Below are 24634 nucleotides of genomic sequence, written 5' to 3'. Positions count from 1 at the left end.
ACGTCTCGGCCAAGCGACTCAACGAGGACGACTTCAATGCGCCCAATCCGAGCCTCGGTGGATTTGCCGCCGGATTCGGATTGACCTTCTCGACCATGTTCAAGAAGGTGTACACGCAGCAATATCCGTTCGAGGTATTTCCGACTGCGCCGCGCTATCACGGTCGGCACGTTCTGAATCGGCACCCGGATGGCCTCGAGAAGTGCGTCGGCTGCGAACTGTGCGCCTGGGCATGCCCGGCGGACGCGATTTACGTCGAAGGCGGCGACAACACCGAGGACGCGCGGTTCTCGCCCGGGGAGCGCTACGGCAAGGTTTACCAGATCAACTACCTGCGCTGTATCTTCTGCGGGTTGTGTATCGAAGCGTGCCCGACGCGTTCGCTCACGATGAGCAACGAGTACGAGTTGGCTTTGGACAATCGTCAGGATCTGATCTACACGAAGGAGCAGCTGATGGCACCGCTGCTTCCCGGTATGGAGGCTCCGCCGCATCCGATGCGACTGGGCGACGACGAGAAGGCGTACTACACCCCGCGACCGGAGAAGGGCGCCCCGCAGAGCGAGGCAAACGTGGCCGGCAAGCCGATCACCGGCACTGCGATTCAGGTGGGAGGCCACCATGCATGAGGTCGTGCTCGCATCGGCTTCCGATGTCTCTACCGGCGAGGCGATTACCTTTTGGATCCTCGCGCCGATAGCCCTTGCGGGCGCGATCGGAATGGTCTGGGCTCGAAACGCGGTTCACTCCGCGCTGTCACTCGTTGCCACGATGATGTGCCTCGGGTTGTTCTACGTTGTTCAGCAAGGGCCTTTCATCGGGCTGGTGCAGATCATCGTGTACACCGGCGCCATCATGATCCTTTTCCTCTTCGTGCTCATGCTGATCGGACGAGATTCCTCCGATTCTCTCGTTGAAACGTTGCGGGGTCAGCGGGTTGCCGCCCTTCTGGCGGGCATTGCCTTCGGGCTACTGCTCGCTATCAGCCTCGGCCGCGCGTTCACCAACCGACCGCCGAAGGATCTCGCTGGTCCCAACGGCAACAACGGCAATGTCGACAGCATCGCGAGCTTGCTCTTCAGCAATTACCTCTTTGCCTTTGAGCTCACTTCCGCGCTACTCATCGTGGCCGCGGTCGGAGCGATGGTGCTCGCGCATATCGAGCGCGATGCTCCGAAGCCGACCCAGAAGGCGCTGGCACGCGACCGGATCCGCTCTGGGCGCCCACAGCCGCTTCCTGGGCCCGGTGTGCTGTCCTCGGGTAACGCGATCGGAACCCCGGCTTTGCTGCCGGACGGGACGATTGCGCCCGAGTCCCTGATGGGCGGTGGCAGCACCATCAATGTTGGTAACGGCGGCCTCGGGGAGCTCGAACGATGACGCCTACCTACTATCTGGTTCTCTCCGCGGCGCTGTTTTCGATCGGCGCCGTTGGTGTGCTGGTGCGACGCAACGCGATCGTCGTGTTCATGTGTGTCGAGCTCATGCTGAACGCGGTGAACCTCACTCTGGTGACCTTCTCGCGGATCAATGGCACCCTCGACGGTCAGATCATGGCGTTCTTCGTCATGGTCGTTGCGGCGGCTGAAGTGGTCGTCGGCCTTGCCATCATCATGTCCATCTTCCGTACGCGGCGCTCGGCTTCGGTCGACGACGCGAACCTCCTGAAGTACTAAGGGGTACCGATCTTGGCAGCGCATCCCGACGATCAGAAGTCTGAGGTCGTCTCATGAACCCCGCCCAAGGAATCCAGACCGCAGCCTGGTTGCTGGTGGCGCTACCCGCCGTATCGTCGGCGGTCCTGCTGCTGGTGGGCAAGCGCGCCAACAAATGGGGCCACCTACTCGGCACCATCGTGCCGATCGTGCTTTTCGTGTACGCGGTCATGCTGTTCTTCTCGATCAAATCCGAATCTGGCGAAGGCCGGATTCGCGATCTGCATCTCTTCGACTGGATTCCGGTGGGCGGTTTCCAGGTCGACGTCGGTATGCAGCTCGATCCGCTGTCAGTGACCTTCGTGCTGCTGATCACGGGTGTGGGATCACTCATCCACATTTACTCGATCGGGTACATGGCCCACGATGACGGGCGCCGCCGGTTCTTCGCTTACCTCAATCTGTTCATCGCGGCGATGTTGTTGCTGGTGCTGGCCGACGGCTATCTCGTGATGTACGTGGGCTGGGAAGGCGTCGGCCTCGCGTCGTACCTGTTGATCGCGTATTACTACAACCGCAATTCCGCAGCTACCGCCGCGAAGAAAGCCTTTATCGCCAACCGGGTCGGCGATGTCGGGCTGTCGATCGCCATCATGCTGATGTTCGCCTACCTCGGAACCACCAGCTTCAACGGCGTATTTTCGGCGGCCAACAATCTGTCGCACGGTGCGGTAACCGCAATTGCGCTCATGCTGTTGCTCGGAGCGTGCGGTAAGTCCGGCCAGGTTCCGCTGCAAACCTGGTTGCCTGACGCGATGGAAGGTCCGACACCGGTCTCCGCCCTGATCCACGCCGCGACGATGGTCACGGCGGGTGTGTACCTGATCGCCCGGTCCGCACCACTGTTCGACCTGACGGAGGCGGCCAGGACGGTAGTCACGATCGTCGGTGCGGTAACCCTGCTCTACGGCTGTGTCTGTGCCTTCGGCCAGGACGATCTGAAGAAGGTTCTGGCGTACTCAACGGTTAGCCAGATCGGGTACATGTTCCTTGCTGTCGGACTCGGCCCAGGCGTCTACGCAATCGGCATCCTGCACCTCGTCGGTCATGGCTTCTTCAAGGCCGCGTTGTTCCTTTCAGCCGGCTCGGTGATGCACGCGATGAACGACCGGATCAACATGCGCAGATTCGGCGGGCTCTACAAGGTCATGCCGATCACCTACGCCGCCTTCCTTTGTGGATACCTCGCGATCATCGGGTGTCCGCCGTTCACAGGGTTCTTCACGAAGGACAAGATCATCGAATCGGCCTTCGACAAAGGCGGTACCTCCGGCTGGATCCTCGGGATTGCCGCACTGCTCGGTGCGGGCCTGACTGCGCTCTACATGACCAGGGCGTTGGTCATGACGTTCCACGGCGCGAAGCGTTGGGAGGACGACGTTCACCCTCACGAGGCCCCGCGCACGATGACGGGGCCGTTGATCGTGCTCGGTTTCCTAGCTCTCGTGGCGGGCGGCGTGCTCTCATACGGCAGCGCGTTGCAGAACTGGCTCGCGCCGGTAGTAGGGCCGTCAGGCGAGTCTGGCCTGCACACGATGAATCCCACCGTGCTCACGATCCTGACGCTGGTTGTCGTCGCGTTCGGTGTTGCGGGTGGATTGCTCGCCTTCGGTCGTCGTCCAGTACCGGCGACGCAGCCGGCCGGATCGCTCATCACCGTCGCCGCCCGCAACAACCTCTACGCCGACGCGTTCAACGAAAGCGTGCTGATGCGGCCTGGTCAGTGGCTGGTACGAGGTTTGGTCTTCTTTGACAACAAGGGCGTGGACGGTGCGGTGAACTCCGTCGCCGCCGCGCTCGGTGGTGGCTCCGCTCGACTTCGGAGAATCCAGACCGGCTTCGTGCGGTCTTATGCCTTGTCCATGTTTGCTGGCACCGCCGCGGTGCTCGCTGTCCTGCTCGCGGTGAGGTTCTCCTGATGCACAACGTGTCGCTGCTCGTGCTGCTGGCGATTCCGCTGCTCGGCAGCATTGCAATCTTTGCGCTGCCCACCGCCAAGGAGCTGCTGGCTAAGCAGATCGCGCTGGTGTTCTCGATCGCGACGTTCGTCTTCGCGATCGTGCTCGGTTGCCTGTTCAAGGTCTCTGACAACCCCGCAGACCGCTTCCAGTTCAGGGCTCATGGATGTGGATCCGCTCGTTCGGCGTGCACTTCGCCTTCGGGGTGGACGGTATCGCCCTGGTGCTGATCGGCATGTCGACATTGCTCGTACCAGTCGTCATAGTCGCGTCGTGGAACTCCTTCGACACGCTGCAAGACGCCGAGGAGCTCCGCCTTCCCGATGACCCGAAGCGCTCGACCAAGACCTTTTTCGCCTTGATCTTGCTGCTCGAAGTGTTCATGGTCGGCGTTTTCGCCGCCACCGACATCTTCCTGTTCTACGTGTTCTTCGAGGCCATGCTGGTTCCGATGTACTTCATCATCGGCAGTTTCGGCGGGCCTCGCCGGCAATACGCGGCAGTGAAGTTCTTCTTGTATTCGCTGCTCGGCGGACTGTTGATGCTCGCCTCGGTGATCGGGCTGTACGTGAGCGCCGGCACGTCGAGTTTCGCGTTTACCGATCTGGTCGGCCACGTACCCGACGGGGCAACCCAGAAGTGGTTGTTCCTGGGCTTCTTCATCGCCTTCGCGATCAAGGCCCCCTTGGTGCCTTTCCACACCTGGTTGCCAGATGCGGGCGCCGAGGCGCCGACGGGTGGCGCTGTGCTGCTGGTGGGCGTACTCGACAAGGTAGGTACCTTCGGCTTCCTGCGGTACTGCTTGCCTTTGTTCCCGGAGGCTTCCCGTTATTTCGCCAAGACAATCCTGATCTTGTCGGTCATCGGCATCCTCTATGCCGCGTTCTTGGCCATGGGCCAGCGCGATATGAAACGACTAGTCGCCTATACCTCGGTGGCCCACTTCGGCTTCATCGGTATCGGTATCTTCGCCTTCACGACGCAGGGCGGCACGGGCGCAGTGCTGTACATGGTCAACCACGGGCTTTCGACCGGCTTACTGTTCATCATTGTCGGCTTCCTGGTGGCACGCGGTAAGAGTCGCCTGATCACTGACTACGGAGGCACCGCGAAGATCACCCCGCGACTCGGTGGCGTGTTCCTCTTCGCCGGTCTTGCCGCGCTGGCATTACCCGGGATGAGCACGTTCGTCTCGGAGTTCCTGACCCTGGTGGGCACGTTCACCCGGCACCGGGCCATCGCGATCGTGGCAACGACCGGCATCATCCTGGCGGCGCTTTACGTTCTGTTGCTCTACCAACGCACGATGCAGGGGCCTGTCATCGAGAAGGTGACCGGTTTCAAGGACCTCAACGTCCGTGAGATGTTCGCCGTCGGGCCGCTGATTGCGCTGATCCTGGTCCTTGGCGTCTATCCGAAACCTGTCATCGACATCATCAACCCGGCCGTCAAGTTCACCATGCAGGACGTCGGGCAGACCGATCCGCAGCCGGTGTCTGCTGCCCAGCCCGGAGGACACAAGTGAGTGCGCTGACCGCTGTACCGGCAAACGTGCTGGCGGCCGGAACCACCGATGGCTCGTTCACGACGCCGTCCATCAGCTACGCCGCGATCGCGCCGATTCTGATCGTCATGGTGGCGGCGTGCGTTGGCATCTTGGTCGAAGCCATGGTCCCGCGCAAGCAGCGTTTCGTCGCTCAGGTCACGCTGACCCTCGGGGCCTTGGCCGCAGCGTTCATCGATGTCGTCGCGATTCGCGGGCACTCGGTGGTCACCGCCTCGCGGTCGATCTCGATCGACGCGACCGCGCTGTACTTGCAGGGAACGATCCTCGTCATGGCTGCTCTCGCAGTGATGTTGCTGGCTGAACGAGGAATCGAGCGCGGCACGGCGATCGTCGCTCAAGCTGCAGTAGTCGTGGGATCCCCCGCAGATCGCAGGTTGGCGAGCAGCGAACGGGTACAGACCGAGGTCTTTCCGCTGGCATTGTTTGCTATCGGCGGCATGCTCATCTTCCCGGCTGCCAACAACTTGCTGTTGATGTTCATCGCGCTCGAGGTGCTGTCGCTTCCGCTGTACCTGATGGCAGGGTTGGCGCGACGTCGGCGACTGCTGAGCCAAGAGGCGGCGATCAAGTACTTCCTGCTGGGCGCGTTCGCATCGGCTTTCTTCCTGTACGGCATCGCGCTGCTGTACGGGTACGCAAACTCGGTGAACCTGTCCGACATCCTCATAGCCCAAAGCCCGGGCACGCAGTCTGACACCCTGCTCTACCTCGGTCTGGGCATGCTGATCGTCGGTCTGCTGTTCAAAGCGGGCATTGCGCCCTTCCACTCCTGGACGCCGGATGTCTACCAGGGTTCGCCGACTGCCGTCACCGCCTTCATGGCCTCCTGTACGAAGATCGCTGCCTTCGGCGCGATCACTCGAGTGCTGTACGTGGGGTTCTCGGTCAACGCGTGGAACTGGCGCCCGATCATCTGGGCAGTGGCCATCACTTCGATCGTCGTAGGTGCCGTCTTCGGCCTGACTCAGACCGATATCAAGCGGATCCTGGCTTACTCCTCGATCGCGCATGCCGGTTTCATCCTGATCGGGCTGCTTTCGCTCGACAAGCAGGGTCTGTCAAGCGTGCTCTTCTACCTGGCCGCGTACGGCCTGACCACGATCGCGGCGTTCGGCATGGTGACGCTGGTCCGAGACGGCAACGGCGAGGCCACCCACCTCTCTCAGTGGTCCGGGCTGGCCAAACGCTCCCCGCTGTTTGCAGCGACGTTCGCGTTCTTGCTGCTCGCCTTCGCCGGCATTCCCCTGACCAGCGGTTTCATCGGCAAGTTCGTGGTCTTTCGAGCGGCTTTTGACGTTGCCGCACCCTTGGTGGTTATTGCCCTTGTCGGGTCGGCCATCGCTGCCTTCTTCTACCTGCGGATCGTCGTGATGATGTTCTTCGCAGAGCCCGCCGAAGACGGTCCAACCGTCGCAATCCCGTCGGCCCTGTCGATGATCGCGATCACTGTCGGCACGGCTGGGACGCTCTTTTTGGGGGTATTCCCGCAACCGCTACTCGACCTCGCCGATAACGCAGCTAAGCTGCGCGGGTGACAGGATCCTCGTCTTCCGGCGGCGTTGGCGTCGCAGTAGGCCTCGAATTTTCTGACGACGTACTCGAGGCATCGGTAAGAGAGGGCCTGCAGGCGGTCGAGAAGTCGCTGCTGGCTTCGGTTCAATCCGACGACGAGTTCGTCGGCGAGGTCGCGAAGCATCTAGTCGCCGCCGGGGGCAAACGGTTTCGACCGCTGCTGAGTCTGCTGGCCGCGCATTTCGGCGAGCCGCACTCAGATGAAGTCACCATGGCTGCCGTGGTGTGCGAACTCACCCATCTGGCCACGCTCTATCACGACGACGTGATGGACGAGGCATTGGTACGACGCGGTGCTGAGTCTGCCAATTCTCGCTGGGGAAACTCGGTCGCCATTCTCACCGGCGATTTCTTGTTCGCGCGCGCTTCAGACATCCTCGCCGACCTTGGCCCGGAGGCGGTGCGTATCCAGGCCAGGACCTTCGAACGACTCGTCACCGGTCAGATTCGCGAGACGGTCGGCCCACGGCCGGGTATTGATCCGATTGATCACTATCTTGCCGTTCTGGCGGAGAAAACGGGATCGCTGATCGCTACCTCAGCGGAGTTCGGAGCGCGCTTCGCGGGTGTCGACGAACACGGTATCGACTCGTTGCGGGCGTACGGCGAGCAGATCGGTGTGGCTTTTCAGATCTCCGACGACATCCTCGATATCGCATCGGATTCCGGCCAGTCAGGTAAGACACCCGGAACAGATCTTCGGGAAGGGGTACAGACGCTACCGGCCTTGTATGCCCTGCAAGATCCGAGTTCGGCAGGGGCCCGGTTGCGCGAACTCGTGGGCAAGCCGTTGATCGATGACGACGAGCACGCCGAGGCTCTGATATTGCTCCGCGCGTCGGACGCGATCGCTCGGGCTCGAGAAACCACCGTCGCGTACGCCGACGCGGCTCGGTCAGCCCTCTCGGCTTTGCCCGATGTCGCCGCGCGCGCAGCCTTGGAGGCGTTGGCCGATCTAGTCGTAACCCGGACGGGCTGACGGTCGCACCACCTGGGGTTTATTCGGCCGCGTAATCCTCGGTGATCCAGACTTTCTTCTGGACCGGATCGGTGACCACGTTGATGCCCACGTGGCTGGCGTGCAGGTTGAGAATCGTGGAGTAGTGGTTCGCGGTGCCGCGTGCCGGTGGTCCCTCCGCCATCATGGCGTCGTGCAACCATTTCGCTGCGGTCACGCCGCCGTTCGAGATATCGCTGTACCAGCCGATGCATTCTCCCTCGACCTTGCCGGGCACCGCAGCAGCGGCCTCACGAGCCTCGAGGTTCGATTCTGCAGGCAGCTGATGGCTCATGATTCCGCTGCGGGCCATCCGAATCGTGTGCGCCCCGGCCGACTTTGCCAATCGCGGGTCCCAGCCCAGCGCCGGCAAGCCGTGCTTGGCGCGGGCCTGGTTGATCGCGTTGAAGAGGTACCCGGCAGCTGCGCTGTCGACGACGGCAACGCCAGGCGCGGCTGCGGAGGCGATGTTCGGTGGCCGCGGCGCCCGGTAGGTCGCGGCGGATGATGGCGACGTGGAGGTTGCGGGCCTAGCCCCACCTCGTGATTCCCGTTGGCCGATCGGATCTCGGCGGGTCGGTGTCTGAGCGACCGACCGCGACACAGCGGGAGTCGATAGTTGGGAGCTGCGCGGCGGCGCGACGCTGGCGGGGTCAACCGCCGCGCGCGTTGTGGAGGGCTTGCCGGCGCCCGACTTGGTATCGCCGGTCGCCAAGGCGCGCGGTCGGGCGGCAGATGACGAGGGACTCGCTAGCGTTGGCGCAAATGTTCCGGGCTCGTGCCCCTCGGTCAACTGACTTGGCGAAGCGGTCGCCCCGGCAGCGACCACGGGGTGTCGGAGTGCGGGACTGACGGCTCTCAGGGCCAGCACCGCCGCAATGACAACCGTCGCCACCACCACGCTCGCGCTGGTGAATCGGACGGTCAAAGTTTTGCGGTCCAACAGTTGCTCCCTCGGGTCGGCGCCTCCTGCATGCTGCCGAGACCCTAGCGGCGGACCCCACGATCGCGCCGGTCATTGGGAATACTGACCAGATGGTCACAGCGCGACGCCGAGCACCACGCCAGGCCGCCGAAACGCCACGGTCGGCGACCGAGCGGCCACGGCCATCGAGGTGTGGGCGAGTCGCTGAGCGCTACCGGTCGCTGGTTCGCGCGGCTGGCCACCGATCCTGGTTCGCCACGTTAGGTCGCGCTTTCGTCCCGCTCGACCGCTTTGTCTATCGCGTGTCGGGTGGTACCTGGACCATTCTCGGCGCCGATGTGCTCCCTGAGCTCCTTCTCACAACTTCTGGCCGCCGCTCAGGTCAGGATCGGACGGTCGCGCTGCTTTACGCCCGTCACAAGGACGACTACGTCGTGGTCGTCGAACTGGGGACGACCGCATCATCCGTTGTGGTCGGAGAATCTGCTCGCTGACCCGCGGGCGGTAGTCGAGATCGAGCGTGTTCGGACACCGGTGATGGCGGAACTCTCAACCGGCGTCGACCGAGCAGAGCTGTGGCCGTTGTTGACGGGCGTTTGGCCCGCATATGAGACCTATGAGGCACGCAGCGGGCGTTCCCTCAGGGTGTTCCTACTTCGCGCTACTCGTCGGTAACAGCCGTCCTGGCGTAACCTACGCTAGCGTAGGTTACGTGTCGTCAACCACCTCGGAGATGCCCATGACTGCCACCTCGAGCCGGCTCCCGTCCGGCACCGACGGAATCCAGGCACGACTGCTGCACGACCTCGAGCCGGTAGTTGAAGCCAACCTCAACCGTCACCTGAGCGTTGCCAGGCCGTGGCACCCGCACGACTACGTGCCGTGGAGCCGCGGTCGGGACTTTTCCTTCCTCGGCGGCGAGGACTGGAAGCCCGAGGATTCGCCGCTTGACCCGGTGGCCAAGACCGCGATGATCGTCAACCTGCTCACCGAGGACAACCTGCCGTCGTACCACCGTGAGATCGCCACCCGATTCGGGCGCGATGGAGCATGGGGGCAATGGGTCGGGCAGTGGACCGCTGAAGAGGGTCGGCATGGGATTGCCCTGCGCGACTATCTGGTCGTCACGCGCGGGGTCGACCCGGTCAGGCTCGAAGAACTCCGGATGGAGCACATGACCGCGGGCTACGACTCAGGCGACAAGACCGCCCTGCAAGCGGTCGTGTACGTCTCGTTCCAAGAGCTGGCTACTCGCGTATCGCACCGAAACACCGGTAAGGCGACGAAGTGTCCGTTGGCTGAACAGCTGCTGCAAAGAATTGCGCTCGACGAGAATCTGCACATGGTGTTCTACCGGAATCTTGTCGCAGCGGCGTTCGAGCTGGCGCCGGACGAGACGATGTCGGCGATCCGTGACGAGGTGGTCGGCTTCGAGATGCCTGGTGCCGGCATGTCGGATTACGCGCGTAACTCAGTCACGATAGCCAAGGCGGGTATTTACGATCTGCGCCTTCACCACGACGCAGTAGTGCTCCCGATTCTGAAGTACTGGAACGTGTTCGAGCGTTGCGGCCTCGGCGCCGTTGGCGAGCAGGCTCGACAGGAACTCGCCGAATTCATGACCGTCCTCGACGGCCAGGCGAGCCGCTTTGTTGAGCAGCGCGAAAAGATGCGCGCCCGCCACGCCGCCCGTTCGAGCCAAACGGTCCTCGCTGCTGGCTGACGGCTGGCGCACGAACCATCAGGACTCCCGCGCGAGCGAATGCGTCCGCGACGGATGGCTATTCGGTATGCAATGGACGTCGGCGAAACCAACTATCGACCGCCCTCCAGGTGTTTGTACGGATACGAGTAGACTTAACGCTGACTGAACGGATATATTTGCTCAGTTGAGGTTCAAACTGACCGACTTGTATGTCACCGAATCGTTGATGAGGTGACCACGCGCAAACGGGAAGATAGGCACACTGATGAACGCGCAACGACGCGCAAGGTATCTGCGCGGTTTGATCGCGGTAACGGGGTTGGCCGTCGCGGCCGGTCTTACCGTCACCACGGCGCTTGTGCTTTCTTCAAACCCAGCCACTGCCACGACATCACGGCACAAAGCGAGCTCAGCAGCGAGCGGTCACAATCACAGCGACAAGAAGCCCGGAGATCACTCCGGCGCGCAGCTCGCTGCGTCAGCAAAGCCAAAGTCTTCACACCGGCGCGCCGAGTCCAAGCCCTCGCAGGTGAAGGGGCACCCCAAAGCGCCGGCGATCAGCCAGCCGCCGAAGGACGCCCACACCGGTACGCGTGCACCCGGGCCGATCAAGTCCGTGACGCCGAAGCCGACCGAGATGAGTACATCGGTTCCGCCCGGTCCTGAGGATTCTGGCGACAAGGCTGTCAAGCCCGGCCTAAAGGCCCATCATTCGCATCTCCCCGGCGCGCCCGGGCGGCCGTGTGAAGTCACCGCGACCGTCCTCAAAGCCACTGCGGGCGCAGCGAACTCGGCTGCCCAACTGGGCTGGCCGGCCGCAGTACGAAACATCACGCGCGTGCTGGCTTCCGCAGACGGATCGCTTTCCCACCTTCCGGCCTGCTGGCCCCTCAGCAGCAGTAACGGCAGTGGCAGTAACGGCAGTGGCAGTAACGGCAGTGGCGCACTCGGCCAGGCGGTGACCGGTCATCTACAAGGCCGCGGTGGCCTTCAGCCGACTGGTGTTCCTAGCGATACCCCCTCGACTGCGGGCTCGAAGCCGGGCTCGAAGCCGACCGTGAAGCCGACGCCAAAGCCGACCGTGAAGCCAACCGCGAGTCCGAAACCCACTTCGTCGAAGACTCCGGCCGCCTCGGTGGGCGCCGTTGCCGGTGCTGCCGGGTCCGGTGGCGGTAACGGCGGCGGCAGCGGCAACTCCGATGTTGGTAGTGCCGCGAGCAATGGCGGCGGCAGCGCGACGACGACCGGCCCGACCAAGGCTGCGACGCCGAAGCCGAAGCACGCGGCAGCGCCTCCCAAGGCGCCGATCCGGATCGCGGAAGGCGCGGTGACTCCATTGCGCATCGGCTTGGTTTCGGCGGCGACGTGGGGCCTCACCGGTTGGCTGATAGCTGCGCTGGTCCTCGGCGTAGGCGCGACCCTCGTGGTTACCGGTACCAACCGCCGCAACCGTCGTTCCTGATCGGTCGCGGGTCAGGCAGGTGCCCCGTCGATTGTCTGGACTGCAACTGATGCAGCCCGGCGTGACCGAATCGCATCAGCCGTCAAGATCATCAATGCGATCCACACCAAAACGAAGCCCGCCAGACGGGCTGGTGGCATCGCTTCATGCCGGATTCCGACGCCAACCGCGAACTGCAATACCGGTGCAAGGTACTGCAACAGCCCCATGACAGTCAGGGGTAACCGGCGCGCGCCGGCCGCGAACAACAGCAGCGGGATGGCGGTCACGACGCCGGTGCCCATCAACAGCAAGGCGTTGCCGACTCCGTGGTGGCCGAAGGTGAGTTGCGAGCGACCCGATAAGACCAGCAGCGTCACCAGGGCCGGAATGAACAGCACCCCGGTCTCGACTGCCATGGATTCGACCGCGCCGACCCGGACCTGACTCTTCAGGTAGCCGTAGGTCGCGAAGGAACACGCCAGGGTAAGCGCAATCCACGGCAGCCGGCCGTAGTCGAGGGTGAGTACGACGATCGCCATCGCGCCGATACCCACCGCCAGCCACTGTGCACGACGCAACGACTCTTTGAGCACGACCACGCCAAGCAGGATCGTGAGTAGCGGATTGATGAAGTAACCGAGGCTGGTCTCGACAACGTGGCCGCTGTTCACGCCCCAGATGTAAACACCCCAGTTGACCGATATCGCGATCGCTGCAATCGAGAGCCTGCGCAGGGTCGGGCCGTCGTTTACGGCGGCCCGGACCGATGACCAATCCCGGCGCACCGTGATCAGCACGAGCATGAACACCAGTGACCAGATCATCCGGTGCGCCAGAATCTCGACGGCACTGGCAGGTTCGAGCAGCGGCCAATAGAGCGGAAAGAGTCCCCAGAGCAGGTAGGCGCCGGCGCCGTAGCCGAGGCCCGCGCGGTGCTCGTTCGTTCCCGCGCTCGGGCTCACCGCACCGACCCCAGCAGCCTTGCCGACAGCTACGCCGGGAGTTGGGCTGTTCAAGCTGACGAGATCAGCTCCCTCATTGAATTAGGTCAGTTGATTGACCAGGCGTCTCGTCCGCGCAGTAATGCCTGCAGAGCGTCATCGTCGCCACCATCGCCGCTCTCGGACGCGGCCGCAGCTTTCGCCTTCGCCGTGTCGAGTTGGTCGTTGAGCAACTGGTCGTAGCTTGGCCGAGTCACGTCACGGAACACGCCCATCGCGGACAGGCGGCTGTCGGCTTGGGAAAGGCGTGAGATAGCGAAGGCATACGAGGGGTCTTCGGCGTGTGCGTCGTGAATGACAACGCGTGGGTCGCCCGCGGCCACGCCGTCCTCGACGCGCAGCGCTCCGTTGGCCGAGTCGCGGACGACCGCCTTGGTGCTGCCGTCTTCGGCGGCCTTTCCGAATCTGACCTCCGAGCCGTGCTCGAGGGGGATGATCCACTCGCCTTGGGTATCGGGATCTTTGAGCAGGTCGAAGGCTCCGTCGTTGAAGATGTTGCAGTTCTGGTAGATCTCCACCAGTGAGGTGCCCTGGTGCTCCGTTGCCGCTCGCAATACCGAAGTGAGGTGCTTTCGGTCTGAGTCCAAGGACCGTCCGACGAACGTCGCTTCGGCGCCGAGGGCGAGCGACATCGGGTTGAAGGGGTTGTCCAGCGAACCCATCGGTGTCGATTTGGTTATCTTGCCCTGCTCGGACGTGGGGGAGTACTGGCCCTTGGTGAGCCCGTAGATCCGGTTGTTGAACAACAGGATGGTCAGGTTGACGTTACGGCGCAGTGCGTGGATCAGGTGGTTGCCGCCGATGGACAGCGCGTCGCCGTCACCGGTAATCACGAAGACCTTGAGATCGGGTCGAGAGGTCGACAGGCCGGTCGCGATTGCCGGGGCGCGGCCATGGATCGAGTGCATGCCGTAGGTGTTCATGTAGTACGGGAACCGGCTCGAGCATCCGATACCCGACAAGAACACGACATTTTCGCGGGCGATGTTGAGTTCGGGCATGAAACCCTGCACGGCAGCCAGGATCGCGTAGTCGCCGCACCCAGGGCACCAGCGAACTTCCTGATCGGTCTTGAAATCCTTCGCCTTCAGGCCCAGGGACGGCAAACCGTTCACAGTGTCAGTCATTGCGTGAAATTCCTTCCGGTCCTCGCACCTCGGTTGTCATGATGCGAGCACTCCTTCGAGCATTTCGGCCAGATCGGCAGCACGGAACGCCATGCCGCTTACCTGGGTGAGTGAGATGGCATCGACGAGATAGCGCCCCCTGATCAGCAAGGCGAGTTGCCCGAGGTTCATCTCGGGAATCACGACCTTGTCGTAGCGGGCCAACACGTCGCCGAGGTTCTTCGGGAATGGATTGAGGTGGCGCAAGTGAGCTTGAGCGATCGAGTAACCGACCTTTCGCGCACGTCGTACCGCTGCCCCGATCGGTCCGTAGGTCGATCCCCAGCCCAGGACCAATACCTTGGCGTCGCCGGTCGCGTCATCGACGACTAGATCGGGAACAACGATGCCGTCGACCTTGGCCTGCCGGGTCCGGACCATGAAGTCGTGGTTACTCGGCTCGTAGGAGATGTGCCCGGTCTTGTCGGCCTTCTCGATGCCGCCGACCCGATGTTCCAACCCAGGCGTACCAGGGATGGCCCAAGGTCGGGCCAGCGTCTCCGGGTCCCGAAGGTAGGGCAGGAATTCGCCGTTCTCGCCGTTCGGCTCCTTGATGAACTCGACGGATAGATCGGGTAGGGACGCAACGTCCGGGACCTTCCAGGGTTCCGAGCCATTGGCGATGTAGCCGTCAGACAGCAGAAACACCGGGGTGCGATAGACGGTTGCGATCCGGATTGCCTCCATTGCGGCATCGAAACAGTCACCAGGCGACTGAGGAGCGATGACCGGAACCGGAGCTTCACCGTTACGTCCATACATCGCCTGCAGCAGGTCAGACTGCTCGGTCTTGGTCGGCAGACCAGTCGAGGGACCGCCTCGCTGGACGTCGATGATGACCAACGGCAGCTCGAGCGACACCGCGAGGCCGATGGTCTCGGCCTTCAGCGCGATGCCCGGACCGGACGAGGACGTCACGCCAAGGGCGCCACCGAAGGCCGCACCCAGGGCGGCGCCGATACCAGCGATCTCGTCCTCGGCCTGAAATGTGGTTATGCCGAACCGCTTGTGATTGGAGAGTTCGTGCAGGATGTCACTTGCCGGAGTGATTGGGTACGCCCCGAGGAACAGCGGTAGTTTTGCCCGCTTGGCACCCGCGATCAGCCCGTAGGCCAGCGCCAGGTTGCCGGCGATATTGCGGTATTCCCCGCTGGGCAGCGGCGCGGGCTTGACCTCGTAGGAAACTCCGAATGCCTCGGTGGTCTCGCCGTAGTTCCAGCCGGCCTTGAAAGCCAGGGTGTTTGCTTCCGCGATCTCTGGTCGCTTGGCGAACTTCTCCTGCAGAAACTGCAGCGTGCCCTCGGTTGGCCGCGAATACATCCAGGACAACAGTCCAAGGGCGTACATGTTCTTCGACCGACCGGCGTCCTTGCGTGAGAGCGAGGTGTCAGCCAGGGCATCCAAAGTCAGCTGGGTGAGGTCCAGGGCGTGCACCGTGAAGTGCTCCAGCGTGCCGTCAGTGATCGGGTTGGAGGACCAACCGATCCGAGCCAAAGCCCGATCCGTGAAGTCACGGGTGTCAACGATGATCGTGCCGCCCTTGGGCAGGTCGGCCAGGTTTGCCTTCAACGCAGCCGGGTTCATGGCGACGAGGACATCAGGCCGGTCACCCGGCGTCAGGATGTCGTGGTCGGCGAAGTGCAACTGGAACGAACTCACGCCAGCGAGAGTCCCGGCTGGCGCCCTGATCTCGGCCGGGAAGTTCGGCTGGGTCGAGAGGTCGTTGCCGAAATTCGCTGTCTCTTGGGTAAACCGATCGCCCGTCAATTGCATGCCATCGCCCGAGTCACCGGCGATACGAATTACGACACGATCAAGTTGTTGTACCTTTGTGGCCATTCGGGCGGTCCGCCTCCTGATTACGGTCGCTACCTTCACAAGCAGGGCTACGAGCAGTACGCCCTGCGGTGCGAAGCTGTTCTTCGCGCGGTAACGGCGCTGCAACCCCTCCATGTTACGTGCGCGACACACCCGCTGGAGAGTCTCGTCGGCGCCGAGAAACGTGGTCTGCCTCTCACCAAACACCCAAAATTGCTTCCCGCACGTCAACTGGGGCGTGTGTTTTGGGGGCAATTCGCGAATTTTCACGACCGTCCGGTCGGACCGTCCTCTATCGACGGGTTTGCTGCTAATTGATCAACGAATTTCTGCAATTGCGTCTAAGACCGGTCGATGCCGGGTAGATCAAAACTGGCAGCCCAACAGCCGCTGTCGCGCATGCAAGGTTTGGCACGCATGTGATGAGTACCGCTACATGGTGTGAGCACCAGAGGGGGCATCATTTCATGGATACTGATCTCAGCCAGATGGACGCAATGGAACTCCCGGCTTTCGAGCTGGATTGTCGCGATTGGTTAGTGGCGACGCCCGAAGATGGCAGCGTTCCGGAAGAAATCGGTGGCGCTCCCGTCGTGGCCGTATTGAGCACCGTCGTGATCGGCTCGTCCGACTTCGAGCCCGCGAGTGCCGTTTTGAGCATCGGTTTGCTCGACGAGCCTGTTGACGCGGTTCGATTGAACTCCGATAGCCCGGTAGCCGAACTGATCGACGTCGATTTCTCCGTGGGTTCAGCCCGTTACGTCGTCCCCGCACCGGACAGCCAGCTTGCGCTACTCGCCGAGTTCACTGCCGGCGAGCGGTGTGACGGCGAGCTGATGGAGCGCTTCCAGCGCTTGATGACTTCCTTCCGCTGGGCAAGCTAGGCCAGTATTTCTTGTGAATTATGTCTATCGGAGCGGTAGAGAATAGATTTTCTGGCGCTCCGCTGTAATACTCGAGTCATGCGAACCGGATCTGTTGACGCGCAGCGCGATCTGCCTGCGTCCGACGGGTCAACGCAGCCGGAAATGAGCCGGTTCGCAATGGTCCGGTTCGGTATGGGCCGAACCCCGGTACCTCCGGTCTGGCAGGTCTCGTTCTGGACGAGTCGTCGGGCCGATGCGTTCGACCAAGACTGTCGCAGGGGCTGATTCGCTCGGGCATTGCCCGCGCACCGACGTCCCTGATCCGACTCGTCCTGGAGCACAACCGTGGCAAAATCTGCACCGAACGCTGTATTGAGATCTGCACTGAACACTGTGCCGCCGGACAGTGTGCGTCGTGACACTGTCGGTCGGGCGCGGCTGTCGCTGGATCCGATCGAACTCGTCGAGTACAGCCGCTTCATCGCCGCCGAGGTCGCCGCTGGCCGCTACCCCTACGTCGAATACCACGAGTCGGAGCGATGGCATCAACGGCTGTACCGCGATCCGCGGGTTGACGTCTGGCTGATCAGCTGGCTTCCGTCCCAAGGGACGCAACTTCACGACCATGGCGGCTCGGCCGGCGCTTTCACCGTGATCTCCGGAGTTCTCAACGAGGCTGTGTATCTGCCCGGCAAGCCAGCTGCGGCAGATCGCCGCGCTGGCGGTCGGCTTCGCGAGTACGAGCGGTCGGCCGGCGCCGGCGTCGGCTTCGGAGCGCGTTACGTCCATGACGTTCGCAACCTTGCCGACCAGCCCGCGGTCAGCGTTCACGCCTACTCGCCGCCGCTGAGGACCATGAACTTCTTTGACCTGGACAGTTCACAGGAGCTGCAGAAGCTGGCGACGTTGGCCACCGACGATCCAGAGCCGTCCCAGCGGGCAATTTCCGAGGCTGTCGCGGCGGCGCCGGTTCTCGATGCGTCCGCGACGGGCGCCAACACCGGGTATTCAGCGGCATGACTGACACGGGAACCATCAGTGCGGGCACCATCAGCGCGGGCAGTGACGCCTTCGCCTCGGTAGACGACCTGCTTGCCGATGCGCGATCACGATTCGTCCGGGTCTCGGTACCTGAAACCGTCCAAGCACTTCGCGACGGCGCGCGCTTGGTGGATATCCGGCCGGCTTGGCAGCGGGCACAAGAGGGTGAGATTCCGGGCTCGTTGATCGTCGAACGCAACCACCTTGAATGGCGGCTACATCCCGCGTCGGCGGCGCGGCTGCCTTGGGCGAGCCCGGGTCAGCGCTGGATCGTGCTGTGCTCGGAGGGCTACACGTCGTCCTTGGCGGCCGCAGCTCTGGTCTCGCTCGGGGTGCCGGCCACCGATCTCATCGGCGGGTTGCACGCCTGGCGCGAGGCGGGGCTGGCAGTGACCGCCGGTCCCTCGCCCATCGAGCAGATTGTCGGTGAGCACGCCGGGCAACCCACCGATCAGCCCGGCGATGAACGGTTGCACGCTTCGACCTCGATTCAGCTGCTCCATGTCGCCAGCTGAGTTGCCAGCTGAGTTGGCCAGCTGAGCGGCTGATCAGCTGCTCGAAGGTCGTCCCAAGTGTCGCTTGGCCACTTCGATCACATATTGGCCGTAGCCGCTCTTGGCGAGCTTCTCGCCAAGAGCAAGAGCCTGGTGGGCGTCGATCCAACCCTTGGCCAACGCGATCTCCTCCAAGCAAGCTATCCGGACACCCTGTCGATGCTCGAGTACCTGCACGAACTGGCCGGCCTCCAGCAGCGAATCATGCGTACCGGTGTCCAGCCACGCGGTGCCGCGACCAAGGTCGACCAATTCGGCAGTGCCGCGCTCCACGTAAACGTTGTTCAGGTCCGTGATTTCCAGTTCGCCGCGCGGCGAGGGTCGCAGCGATGCCGCGATGTCAGAGACGTCGTTGTCGTAGAAGTACAGCCCCGTTACTGCAAGGTCAGATTTCGGCACGAGCGGCTTCTCCTCGATCGACAGCAAACGTCCATCGGGGTCAGCTTCGGCCACGCCGTAGCGCTCGGGGTCCCTGACGCGATACCCGAAGAGTCGGCAACCCTTCTTCAACGCAGCGGCGTCGGAGAGCATCTGGCCGAGTAGGTGCCCGTAGAAGATGTTGTCGCCGAGCACCAGCGCTGCCGAATCGGCCCCAATGTGCTCGCGGCCAATGATGAAGGCCTCGGCGAGGCCGTTCGGTTCTGGCTGGACGGCGTAGCTCAGGTTGATGCCGAAGTCCGAGCCGTCGCCGAGCAGGCGGGTGAATTGGTCTTGATCATGGGGAGTGGTGATGATCAGGATGTCGGCAATACCGGCGAGCATCAACACCGATAGCGGGTAGTAGATCATCGGCTTGTCATAGACCGGAAGAAGCTGCTTACTTACGGCACGGGTGATGGGATGCAGTCGGGTACCTGCCCCACCCGCGAGGATGATGCCTTTCATCTGCGGTTGTCTCCTGCCGGCTGGTGCTGCCTGGGATCGGGGCTCGCGAGAATGATTCAGCGGTAATTGTCGAACTGCAACGCGACCCCGAAATCGCCAGCCTTCAAGAGCGCGATGACAGCCTGCAGATCGTCTCGTTTCTTGCCGCTCACGCGAAGCTGATCGCCCTGTATCTGGGCCTGGACGCCCTTGGGCCCGCTGTCGCGGATCTCCTTGGCGATCTTCTTGGCCACATCGGATTCGATGCCTTGTTTGAGCGAGGACGTTATGACGTACTGCTTACCCGATGCTTTGGGTTCGCCCGCGTCGAGGGATTTGAGCGAGATGGATCGTTTGATCAGCTTTTCCTTGAAGACTTCTAAAGCCGCGGTCGCTCGCTCTTCGGTATCGGCCTTGATCAGGACGCCCAGTTCACCGGACCAGTCGATCGAGGCATTCGTGCCGCGAAAGTCAAAGCGCTGTGACAGTTCCTTGGCAGCCTGGTTCAGTGCGTTGTCCGCCTCTTGGCGATCGATCTTGCTGACGACATCGAACGAGGGATCGGCCATAGCTTCATTCCTTCTCTCCGTGCATGCGCCCGGCTGTAAGTTGCGCCCGGCTGTGGGTTGCGTCCGGCTGTGAGTTGCGTCCGGCTGTGAGTTGCGTCCGGCTGTGAGTTGCGTCCGGCTCTGCAGAGCGTCCAAGCGGGTGTCCAAGCGGGATTCTTCCACCTCGACAGGCGAGTGCGCTGTGGCCGGTGCCCGCGCGACGGGCCGCGAAGTTGCCGGACTTGGTTCGTGTACCCTCATCAGGCGCACCTAAAGGTGCCAAGATGGTTGCAAGAAGCTCGTTTCTGTTGGTCTCTGAACGAGTTCAGGCGGTTTGCCCGAGTGGCCAAAGGGAGCAGACTGTAAATCTGCCGGCTATGCCTACGTTGGTTCGAACCCAACAGCCGCCACAGGCTCCGGCCCCCTTGATCGAGGGGGACGGAGCCTTTTTGATGGCGTTTGGATGTCCTGGCGTTTGGTTTTGCTGGCATTTGGACCGTCGTGATCCACTTCTCATATTTTTTGCTCGGATTTAGTTGCTAGGGGTTGCGGTCTGACTACCTAGGGTTCATACTTGACTTGCCCTGGTGGTCGTTCCCCCGTGCGATCACCAGGGCTCAACTATGTCCGGAGGTCTAGCGGCTCCGTTGACCGCCTCTTGCGAGCCCTTTTCATCCCTAATTCGGGTGCGCCCTGCGCGGCCTCTCCAGCAGGTGACATCGTCCTCCCGTAGGCCCGCAGCACGCTGGAGTCCGCGCTGGACCGATTCTGAGTTGAGCAGCTGAATCGTGTAGAGTTCACCCGGCGTTCGAGGTAGCACAGCGGGCAGGGGACGGGCCGGTTTCAACGGCACAATTCGAATCAACCTGAGATCCGCTCGCTGTGCGATTTTGTACGTCAGTTTGCCCCCTTAGCTCAGACGGCAGAGCGTCTCCATGGTAAGGAGAAGGTCTACGGTTCGATTCCGTAAGGGGGCTCTGGTTCACCGGCGTCGCGACCAGCCAGCCGTACCCGAGCAGGTCCCGCAAGGGCCTTCGAAGGGGCTGGGCGACGAAGGAAGTTCCTGATAGCGCCTGACGTTATATGGCGGGGTAGCTCAGCCTGGTAGAGCAAGCGGCTCATAATCGCTGTGTCGCCGGTTCAAGTCCGGCCCTCGCTACTCAGTTCGGATCAAAGCAGTATGGAAGTAACAGCACCGAAGCTCGAATCGAATTCAAAGCAGTTCCAGCGAATCGCAGGATTCACTAAGTGAAAGGCACGACCCGTGGCAGCCACCGACGTTCGACCGAAGATCACTTTGGCGTGTCAGGAGTGCAAGCACCGCAACTACATCACCAAGAAGAACCGGCGCAACGACCCGGATCGATTGGACCTGAAGAAGTTCTGCCCAAATTGCGGCAAGCACACTGAACATCGCGAGACCCGCTAACCGAGCGGTTTTGCACATCACTGAGCGGGCGGCATCGCCTCGCCGCGTGGTGATTGATCTGTAGTTATGGCGTCGTCCCTCTGGGACGACGCCATATTCGGTTCAGCGGAAATGGAGGACGGCATGGCTCTCGATCCATCGTTCGAAGGTCGTATCTACCCGGCCACCCCACCGTATGAGGTGGGTCGCGAGAAGATCCGTGAGTTCGCCGATGCGATCGGTGACGAGAACCCGGTCTATCGCGACATCGGTGCAGCGCAGGCTCTTGGCTACCCCGATGTGATCGCGCCGCCGACGTTCCCCATCGTGATGACCATGCAGGCGGCGCGCCAGATCGTCACCGATCCTGAGCTCGGTCTCGACTACACCAAGGTTGTCCACGGGGAGCAGAACTTCACCTACAGCCGACCGATTCAGGCGGGCGACCTGCTCCAGGTGACCGTGTCCGTCGAGAGCATCCGATCGGTGGTCGGCAATGACATGTTGACGACCCGTGCCGAGGTGACGACCGTCGACGGTGAGCATGTCGTAACCGCGCTCTCCACCCTTGTCGCTCGCGGAACGGCGGCCTGATCGCGATGGGCGTGACAATTCGCGATATCGCAGTCGGCAGTGAACTGCCTGCGCAGAGCTTCGACATCGAACGCCTCAGCATGATCAAGTACGCCGGCGCATCGGGGGATTTCAACACGATCCACTGGAGTGAGTCCATCGCCAAGAGCGTCGGCCTGCCGAACGTCATTGCCCACGGCATGTTGACGATGGCGATCGCTGCCAGAGTCGTCACGGACTTCCTCGGGGATCCGGGCGCGGTAGTGGAATACGGCGTTCGATTCACCCGACCGGTGGTAGTCCCCGAAGACACCGGGGCGACGCTCGATGTCGCGGGCCGGGTTCGCTCGATCGATTCGGAGGCAGGGACTGCAGTGTTCGACATCATCGCGACCGTGAACGGCGAGACAGTCATGGCCAAAGCGCGGGTAACGGCGCGATTGGCCACAGCATGACCGACCTGTCAGGCTTCGACGAGGCAAGCACCGAACGTAGCGCTGAGGCTGTGCAGCTAACCAAGAACACCGAGGGCAGCCGGTACGAACTTCGGCTGGACGGCACCTTGGTGAGCCTGGCGGATTATTACGAGCGCGCCGAGACCGTGGTCATCCCGCACGCCGAGACGCTGCCCGCGTACGGCGGGCGTGGTCTCGCCGGCCAGCTTGTCCGGTTCGCCCTTGACGACATCGCCGCGCAGGGCAAGAAGGTCGAGCCGGTCTGCCCCTTCGTCGCTGCCTACATCGGGCAGAATCCCGAGTACGAGCGCCTGCTCAGCTAGCGCGGTATTGCTCGCTGGCGAGCTGGACACAGGTAGCGACGACCTGCATCGCAAGTGTGACTTCCGCCAGCTCGGGACGAGTTGGTGCAAGCCGGACATTGCTGTTGTGCGGATCGTTGCCTCGCGGGAACGCCGCACCGGCGGGAGTAAGGCTCACGCCCGCCGCATCGGCCAGGGAGATCACCCGATCCGCGATTGGCAGTGCCAGGTCGAGGCTGATGAAGTAGCCGCCACGCGGGCGAGACCAGGTCGCCAGGCCGCTGTCACCGAGCTCGGTGTCCAGTACCTCAGAGACCGCAGCGAACTTCGGGGCGATCAGTCGGGCGTGATCTGTCATGAGGCCCTCGATACCGCCGGGGTAGGCCTGCAGGAACCGCACGTGCCGAAGCTGTTCGACTTTGTTCGGACCGATTGACAGGTTCGACAGATACGAACCCAGATATTTGACGTTGTCGTCACTGCTCGCGACGAATCCGAGACCACCGCTGGCGAACGTGATCTTGCTCGTGGAGGCGAAAACGAACGCGCGGTCGGGGTTGCCTGTCGCCGCGGCGAGCTCGATCAGATTGACGGGCACGTCGCGATCGTCGGCAGACAGATGATGGGCCCGGTAGGCGTCGTCGGCGAAGATGGTGAAGTCCGGATTCGCGGTGGGCATGCCGAGAAGGCGGCGGGCCTTCGCCAGCGAGATGGTCTCGCCGCCCGGGTTGGAATAGGTCGGTACGAAGAGCACTCCGCAGACAGACGGGTCAGTTGCGGCCAGCGCCTCGATCGCATCGACGTCCGGCCCGTCCGGCTGCATCGCGACCTCGGCAAGGTTGAAGCCCAGCGCCTCGAGCAGACTGAAGTGGCGGTCATAGCCCGGGACGGTGACGATCATGGTCGGTTTGCGGTCGATCCATCGCTCACCGCCGCGGGGGCCACGCAGCAGCATCATGCTCAGCACGTGCGCCTGCAGCTCCAAGCTTGCGTTGTTCCATACGAGCACCTGGCTCGGTTGCACGTCGAGATAGTTGGCGAACAGCTCACGAGCCTCGGCCAGCCCGTAGATCCCACCTGGATAGTTTCGGACGTCGACCCCGCTGGCTGTCTTGACGTCCTCGGGACCCACTGAGCGCAGCAAGTCGGCTGACAGGTCAAAGTCTGCATCGGAAGGCTGCCCACGCTGCATATTGAGCTTGAGTCCCCGCGCCCGATAGGCGTCATACGCCTGTTGGGCGGCACTCGCGCTGGTGGCGCCGCCGCCGGCCGGGCTGGAGGTGTCGTCGAGGCTCGAGGAAGCTGCGTTCATGGCTACCAGGCTATCGGGTCGGTTATGCCGATTAACCGGTTGCCTTGACCGGTTGCCTTGACCGGTTGCCCTGACCGGTTGGCTTGACCGTTTGGCTTGACCGTTTGGCTTGACTGATTGTGTTGAAGCAATGACGTCGCCCTGGCAGCTGCGAGGTGGTCGGCTACCAGCAACTTTGGAGTCTCTGCACCGAACCCCTACACTTACTCCTCGGGTCCAAGTTGGCCGTGCGCAAGCATGCGCGCATCTCGCTCTCCAGGCGTGAGGTGCACGTGCTGCGCCGAAGACTAGGCCCTACCTGCGGTGGATCCGGCTATGGCAAGCGAGTCCGGCCCACCGGAGGGGCGTGGCTCAATTGGTAGAGCACCGGTCTCCAAAACCGGCGGTTGCAGGTTCGAGTCCTGCCGCCCCTGCGCCATCAGCATCGCTGATGCCCGCCAGAACGCGGGTATGAGGCGGTGCTTTGTCAGAGGAGAAGACGTGACTGAGACGCAGGAAGCACCTGCCCCGTCCTCGCGCCCCAGCAAGGGTTCGAGCGGCGGTGGGTTGCGCATCCTGTGGGAGTGGCTACCCATGCTCGTCCTCGCACTGCAACGGCGGACCCGCGAAACGGTCGCCGAGATGCGCAAGGTCCTCTGGCCCTCCCGCAAAGAGATGATCACGTACACGATCGTGGTCGTGATCTTCGTAACGGTGATGGTCTCGCTGGTTTCCGGGCTGGACCTCGCCCTGGCGAAGATTGTGCTGGCCGTCTTCGGCTGAGCCGGAGTATGCGGGGCAAGCCTCCGCTGGCCGGGGATCGTGGGCGGCGACGCCTTAACCGGAACCAGCCGTTGATACCAG

Annotated in this window: 23 protein-coding genes, 4 tRNA genes and 2 pseudogenes; 22 read left to right on the top strand and 7 right to left on the bottom strand. The window is 62.7% G+C overall.

The genetic code is table 11. From position 1 onward, the window contains the following. Positions 1-95 precede the first annotated feature (95 nt). The 7 genes and pseudogenes from nuoI (at position 96) to ACSMXN_RS19880 (ending at position 7791) form a co-directional block, all read left to right on the top strand. Complete coding sequence (gene nuoI / locus ACSMXN_RS19910; RefSeq protein ID WP_051148986.1) at positions 96-629, top strand: NADH-quinone oxidoreductase subunit NuoI; 534 nt, start codon at positions 96-98, stop codon at positions 627-629. Next, a complete protein-coding gene (locus ACSMXN_RS19905) occupies positions 622-1380 on the top strand; it encodes an NADH-quinone oxidoreductase subunit J (protein WP_022914641.1) in 759 nt (252 codons plus the stop codon). Before nuoI ends, ACSMXN_RS19905 begins: the two co-directional genes overlap by 8 nt. Continuing rightward, entirely contained in the window at positions 1377-1676 is a 300-nt protein-coding gene (gene nuoK / locus ACSMXN_RS19900; RefSeq protein ID WP_022914642.1) for an NADH-quinone oxidoreductase subunit NuoK, read from the top strand. The genes ACSMXN_RS19905 and nuoK overlap by 4 nt, the downstream gene beginning before the upstream one ends. A 53-nt stretch (positions 1677-1729) precedes the next feature. Beyond that, positions 1730-3634: an NADH-quinone oxidoreductase subunit L gene (gene nuoL, locus ACSMXN_RS19895; protein WP_022914643.1), complete on the top strand. Its 1905-nt coding sequence runs from the start codon at positions 1730-1732 to the stop codon at positions 3632-3634. Further along, positions 3634-5198 (top strand): annotated as a pseudogene (locus ACSMXN_RS19890) (NADH-quinone oxidoreductase subunit M). The gene nuoL and the pseudogene ACSMXN_RS19890 overlap by 1 nt, the downstream one beginning before the upstream one ends. Then, entirely contained in the window at positions 5195-6775 is a 1581-nt protein-coding gene (gene nuoN / locus ACSMXN_RS19885; RefSeq protein ID WP_022914645.1) for an NADH-quinone oxidoreductase subunit NuoN, read from the top strand. The pseudogene ACSMXN_RS19890 and the gene nuoN overlap by 4 nt, the downstream one beginning before the upstream one ends. Continuing rightward, the gene (locus tag ACSMXN_RS19880) at positions 6772-7791 is read left to right on the top strand and encodes a polyprenyl synthetase family protein (protein ID WP_022914646.1); all 1020 of its coding nucleotides are present in this window, start codon (positions 6772-6774) and stop codon (positions 7789-7791) included. Before nuoN ends, ACSMXN_RS19880 begins: the two co-directional genes overlap by 4 nt. Before the next feature lie 19 nt (positions 7792-7810). On the opposite strand, the gene ACSMXN_RS19875 is transcribed toward ACSMXN_RS19880, so the two are convergent. Beyond that, entirely contained in the window at positions 7811-8752 is a 942-nt protein-coding gene (locus ACSMXN_RS19875) for a CAP domain-containing protein (RefSeq protein WP_196811386.1), read from the bottom strand. A gap of 92 nt (positions 8753-8844) precedes the next feature. On the opposite strand from ACSMXN_RS19875, the pseudogene ACSMXN_RS19870 reads away from it, so the two are divergent. The 3 genes and pseudogenes from ACSMXN_RS19870 to ACSMXN_RS19860 all read left to right on the top strand — a co-directional run bounded on the left by ACSMXN_RS19870 (position 8845) and on the right by ACSMXN_RS19860 (position 11901). Then, positions 8845-9409: pseudogene (locus ACSMXN_RS19870) on the top strand (nitroreductase/quinone reductase family protein). A gap of 64 nt (positions 9410-9473) precedes the next feature. Further along, positions 9474-10457 (top strand): acyl-ACP desaturase, encoded by a 984-nt coding sequence (locus ACSMXN_RS19865; protein ID WP_022914648.1) that lies wholly within the window; start codon positions 9474-9476, stop codon positions 10455-10457. Positions 10458-10704: 247 nt separating this feature from the next. Next, on the top strand, positions 10705-11901 hold the full coding sequence (locus ACSMXN_RS19860) for a hypothetical protein (RefSeq protein ID WP_022914649.1): 1197 nt from the start codon (positions 10705-10707) through the stop codon (positions 11899-11901). Between the two features lie 11 nt (positions 11902-11912). On the opposite strand, the gene rarD is transcribed toward ACSMXN_RS19860, so the two are convergent. The 3 genes from rarD to ACSMXN_RS19845 are packed head-to-tail and all read right to left on the bottom strand — an operon-like array spanning position 11913 to position 15889. Continuing rightward, entirely contained in the window at positions 11913-12899 is a 987-nt protein-coding gene (gene rarD, locus ACSMXN_RS19855; RefSeq protein WP_022914650.1) for an EamA family transporter RarD, read from the bottom strand. A 32-nt stretch (positions 12900-12931) separates the two neighbouring features. Next, positions 12932-14011 (bottom strand): 2-oxoacid:ferredoxin oxidoreductase subunit beta, encoded by a 1080-nt coding sequence (locus ACSMXN_RS19850; protein WP_022914651.1) that lies wholly within the window; start codon positions 14009-14011, stop codon positions 12932-12934. A gap of 36 nt (positions 14012-14047) precedes the next feature. Continuing rightward, positions 14048-15889 (bottom strand): 2-oxoacid:acceptor oxidoreductase subunit alpha, encoded by a 1842-nt coding sequence (locus ACSMXN_RS19845; RefSeq protein WP_027139768.1) that lies wholly within the window; start codon positions 15887-15889, stop codon positions 14048-14050. A 446-nt stretch (positions 15890-16335) separates the two neighbouring features. Here ACSMXN_RS19845 and ACSMXN_RS19840 point away from each other — a divergent pair, with 446 nt between their 5' ends. The 3 genes from ACSMXN_RS19840 (at position 16336) to ACSMXN_RS19830 (ending at position 18290) form a co-directional block, all read left to right on the top strand. Next, on the top strand, positions 16336-16752 hold the full coding sequence (locus tag ACSMXN_RS19840; protein ID WP_022914653.1) for a hypothetical protein: 417 nt from the start codon (positions 16336-16338) through the stop codon (positions 16750-16752). 327 nt (positions 16753-17079) lie between these two features. Then, entirely contained in the window at positions 17080-17754 is a 675-nt protein-coding gene (locus tag ACSMXN_RS19835) for a cysteine dioxygenase (protein WP_081649259.1), read from the top strand. Further along, positions 17751-18290 carry a rhodanese-like domain-containing protein gene (locus ACSMXN_RS19830; protein WP_022914656.1) on the top strand — a complete coding sequence of 180 codons (540 nt, stop codon included), beginning with the start codon at positions 17751-17753 and terminating at the stop codon, positions 18288-18290. The genes ACSMXN_RS19835 and ACSMXN_RS19830 overlap by 4 nt, the downstream gene beginning before the upstream one ends. A 33-nt stretch (positions 18291-18323) precedes the next feature. Here the strand turns inward: ACSMXN_RS19830 and rfbA are convergent, their stop codons facing one another. Both rfbA and ACSMXN_RS19820 read right to left on the bottom strand, forming a co-directional pair. Then, a complete protein-coding gene (rfbA, locus tag ACSMXN_RS19825) occupies positions 18324-19214 on the bottom strand; it encodes a glucose-1-phosphate thymidylyltransferase RfbA (protein WP_022914657.1) in 891 nt (296 codons plus the stop codon). A gap of 56 nt (positions 19215-19270) precedes the next feature. After that, positions 19271-19762 carry a YajQ family cyclic di-GMP-binding protein gene (locus tag ACSMXN_RS19820; protein WP_022914658.1) on the bottom strand — a complete coding sequence of 164 codons (492 nt, stop codon included), beginning with the start codon at positions 19760-19762 and terminating at the stop codon, positions 19271-19273. A gap of 307 nt (positions 19763-20069) precedes the next feature. Here ACSMXN_RS19820 and ACSMXN_RS19815 point away from each other — a divergent pair. The 7 genes from ACSMXN_RS19815 (at position 20070) to ACSMXN_RS19785 (ending at position 22500) form a co-directional block, all read left to right on the top strand. Beyond that, a tRNA-Tyr gene (locus tag ACSMXN_RS19815) sits at positions 20070-20151 on the top strand. A 494-nt stretch (positions 20152-20645) separates the two neighbouring features. Beyond that, positions 20646-20718, top strand: a tRNA-Thr gene (locus ACSMXN_RS19810). Positions 20719-20826: 108 nt separating this feature from the next. Further along, a tRNA-Met gene (locus ACSMXN_RS19805) sits at positions 20827-20900 on the top strand. Positions 20901-21005: 105 nt separating this feature from the next. Further along, positions 21006-21170: a 50S ribosomal protein L33 gene (rpmG, locus tag ACSMXN_RS19800; RefSeq protein ID WP_022914659.1), complete on the top strand. Its 165-nt coding sequence runs from the start codon at positions 21006-21008 to the stop codon at positions 21168-21170. Between the two features lie 123 nt (positions 21171-21293). Then, a complete protein-coding gene (locus ACSMXN_RS19795; protein WP_027139769.1) occupies positions 21294-21743 on the top strand; it encodes a MaoC family dehydratase N-terminal domain-containing protein in 450 nt (149 codons plus the stop codon). Further along, complete coding sequence (locus ACSMXN_RS19790; RefSeq protein WP_027139770.1) at positions 21743-22177, top strand: MaoC/PaaZ C-terminal domain-containing protein; 435 nt, start codon at positions 21743-21745, stop codon at positions 22175-22177. The genes ACSMXN_RS19795 and ACSMXN_RS19790 overlap by 1 nt, the downstream gene beginning before the upstream one ends. Next, positions 22174-22500 (top strand): GNAT family N-acetyltransferase, encoded by a 327-nt coding sequence (locus ACSMXN_RS19785; protein WP_022914662.1) that lies wholly within the window; start codon positions 22174-22176, stop codon positions 22498-22500. The genes ACSMXN_RS19790 and ACSMXN_RS19785 overlap by 4 nt, the downstream gene beginning before the upstream one ends. On the opposite strand, the gene ACSMXN_RS19780 is transcribed toward ACSMXN_RS19785, so the two are convergent. Beyond that, the gene (locus tag ACSMXN_RS19780) at positions 22493-23791 is read right to left on the bottom strand and encodes an aminopeptidase (protein ID WP_022914663.1); all 1299 of its coding nucleotides are present in this window, start codon (positions 23789-23791) and stop codon (positions 22493-22495) included. The genes ACSMXN_RS19785 and ACSMXN_RS19780 overlap by 8 nt on opposite strands. Positions 23792-24131: 340 nt before the next feature. Between ACSMXN_RS19780 and ACSMXN_RS19775 the strand changes: the two genes are divergently transcribed. Both ACSMXN_RS19775 and secE read left to right on the top strand, forming a co-directional pair. Beyond that, a tRNA-Trp gene (locus ACSMXN_RS19775) sits at positions 24132-24204 on the top strand. Between the two features lie 67 nt (positions 24205-24271). Continuing rightward, positions 24272-24553: a preprotein translocase subunit SecE gene (gene secE, locus ACSMXN_RS19770; protein ID WP_022914664.1), complete on the top strand. Its 282-nt coding sequence runs from the start codon at positions 24272-24274 to the stop codon at positions 24551-24553. Positions 24554-24634 lie beyond the last annotated feature (81 nt).

Source organism: Parajatrophihabitans canadensis (assembly GCF_053764775.1).
The sequence above is the reverse complement of the archived record's forward strand: the minus strand, read 5'-3'. Positions and strand labels throughout refer to the sequence as shown.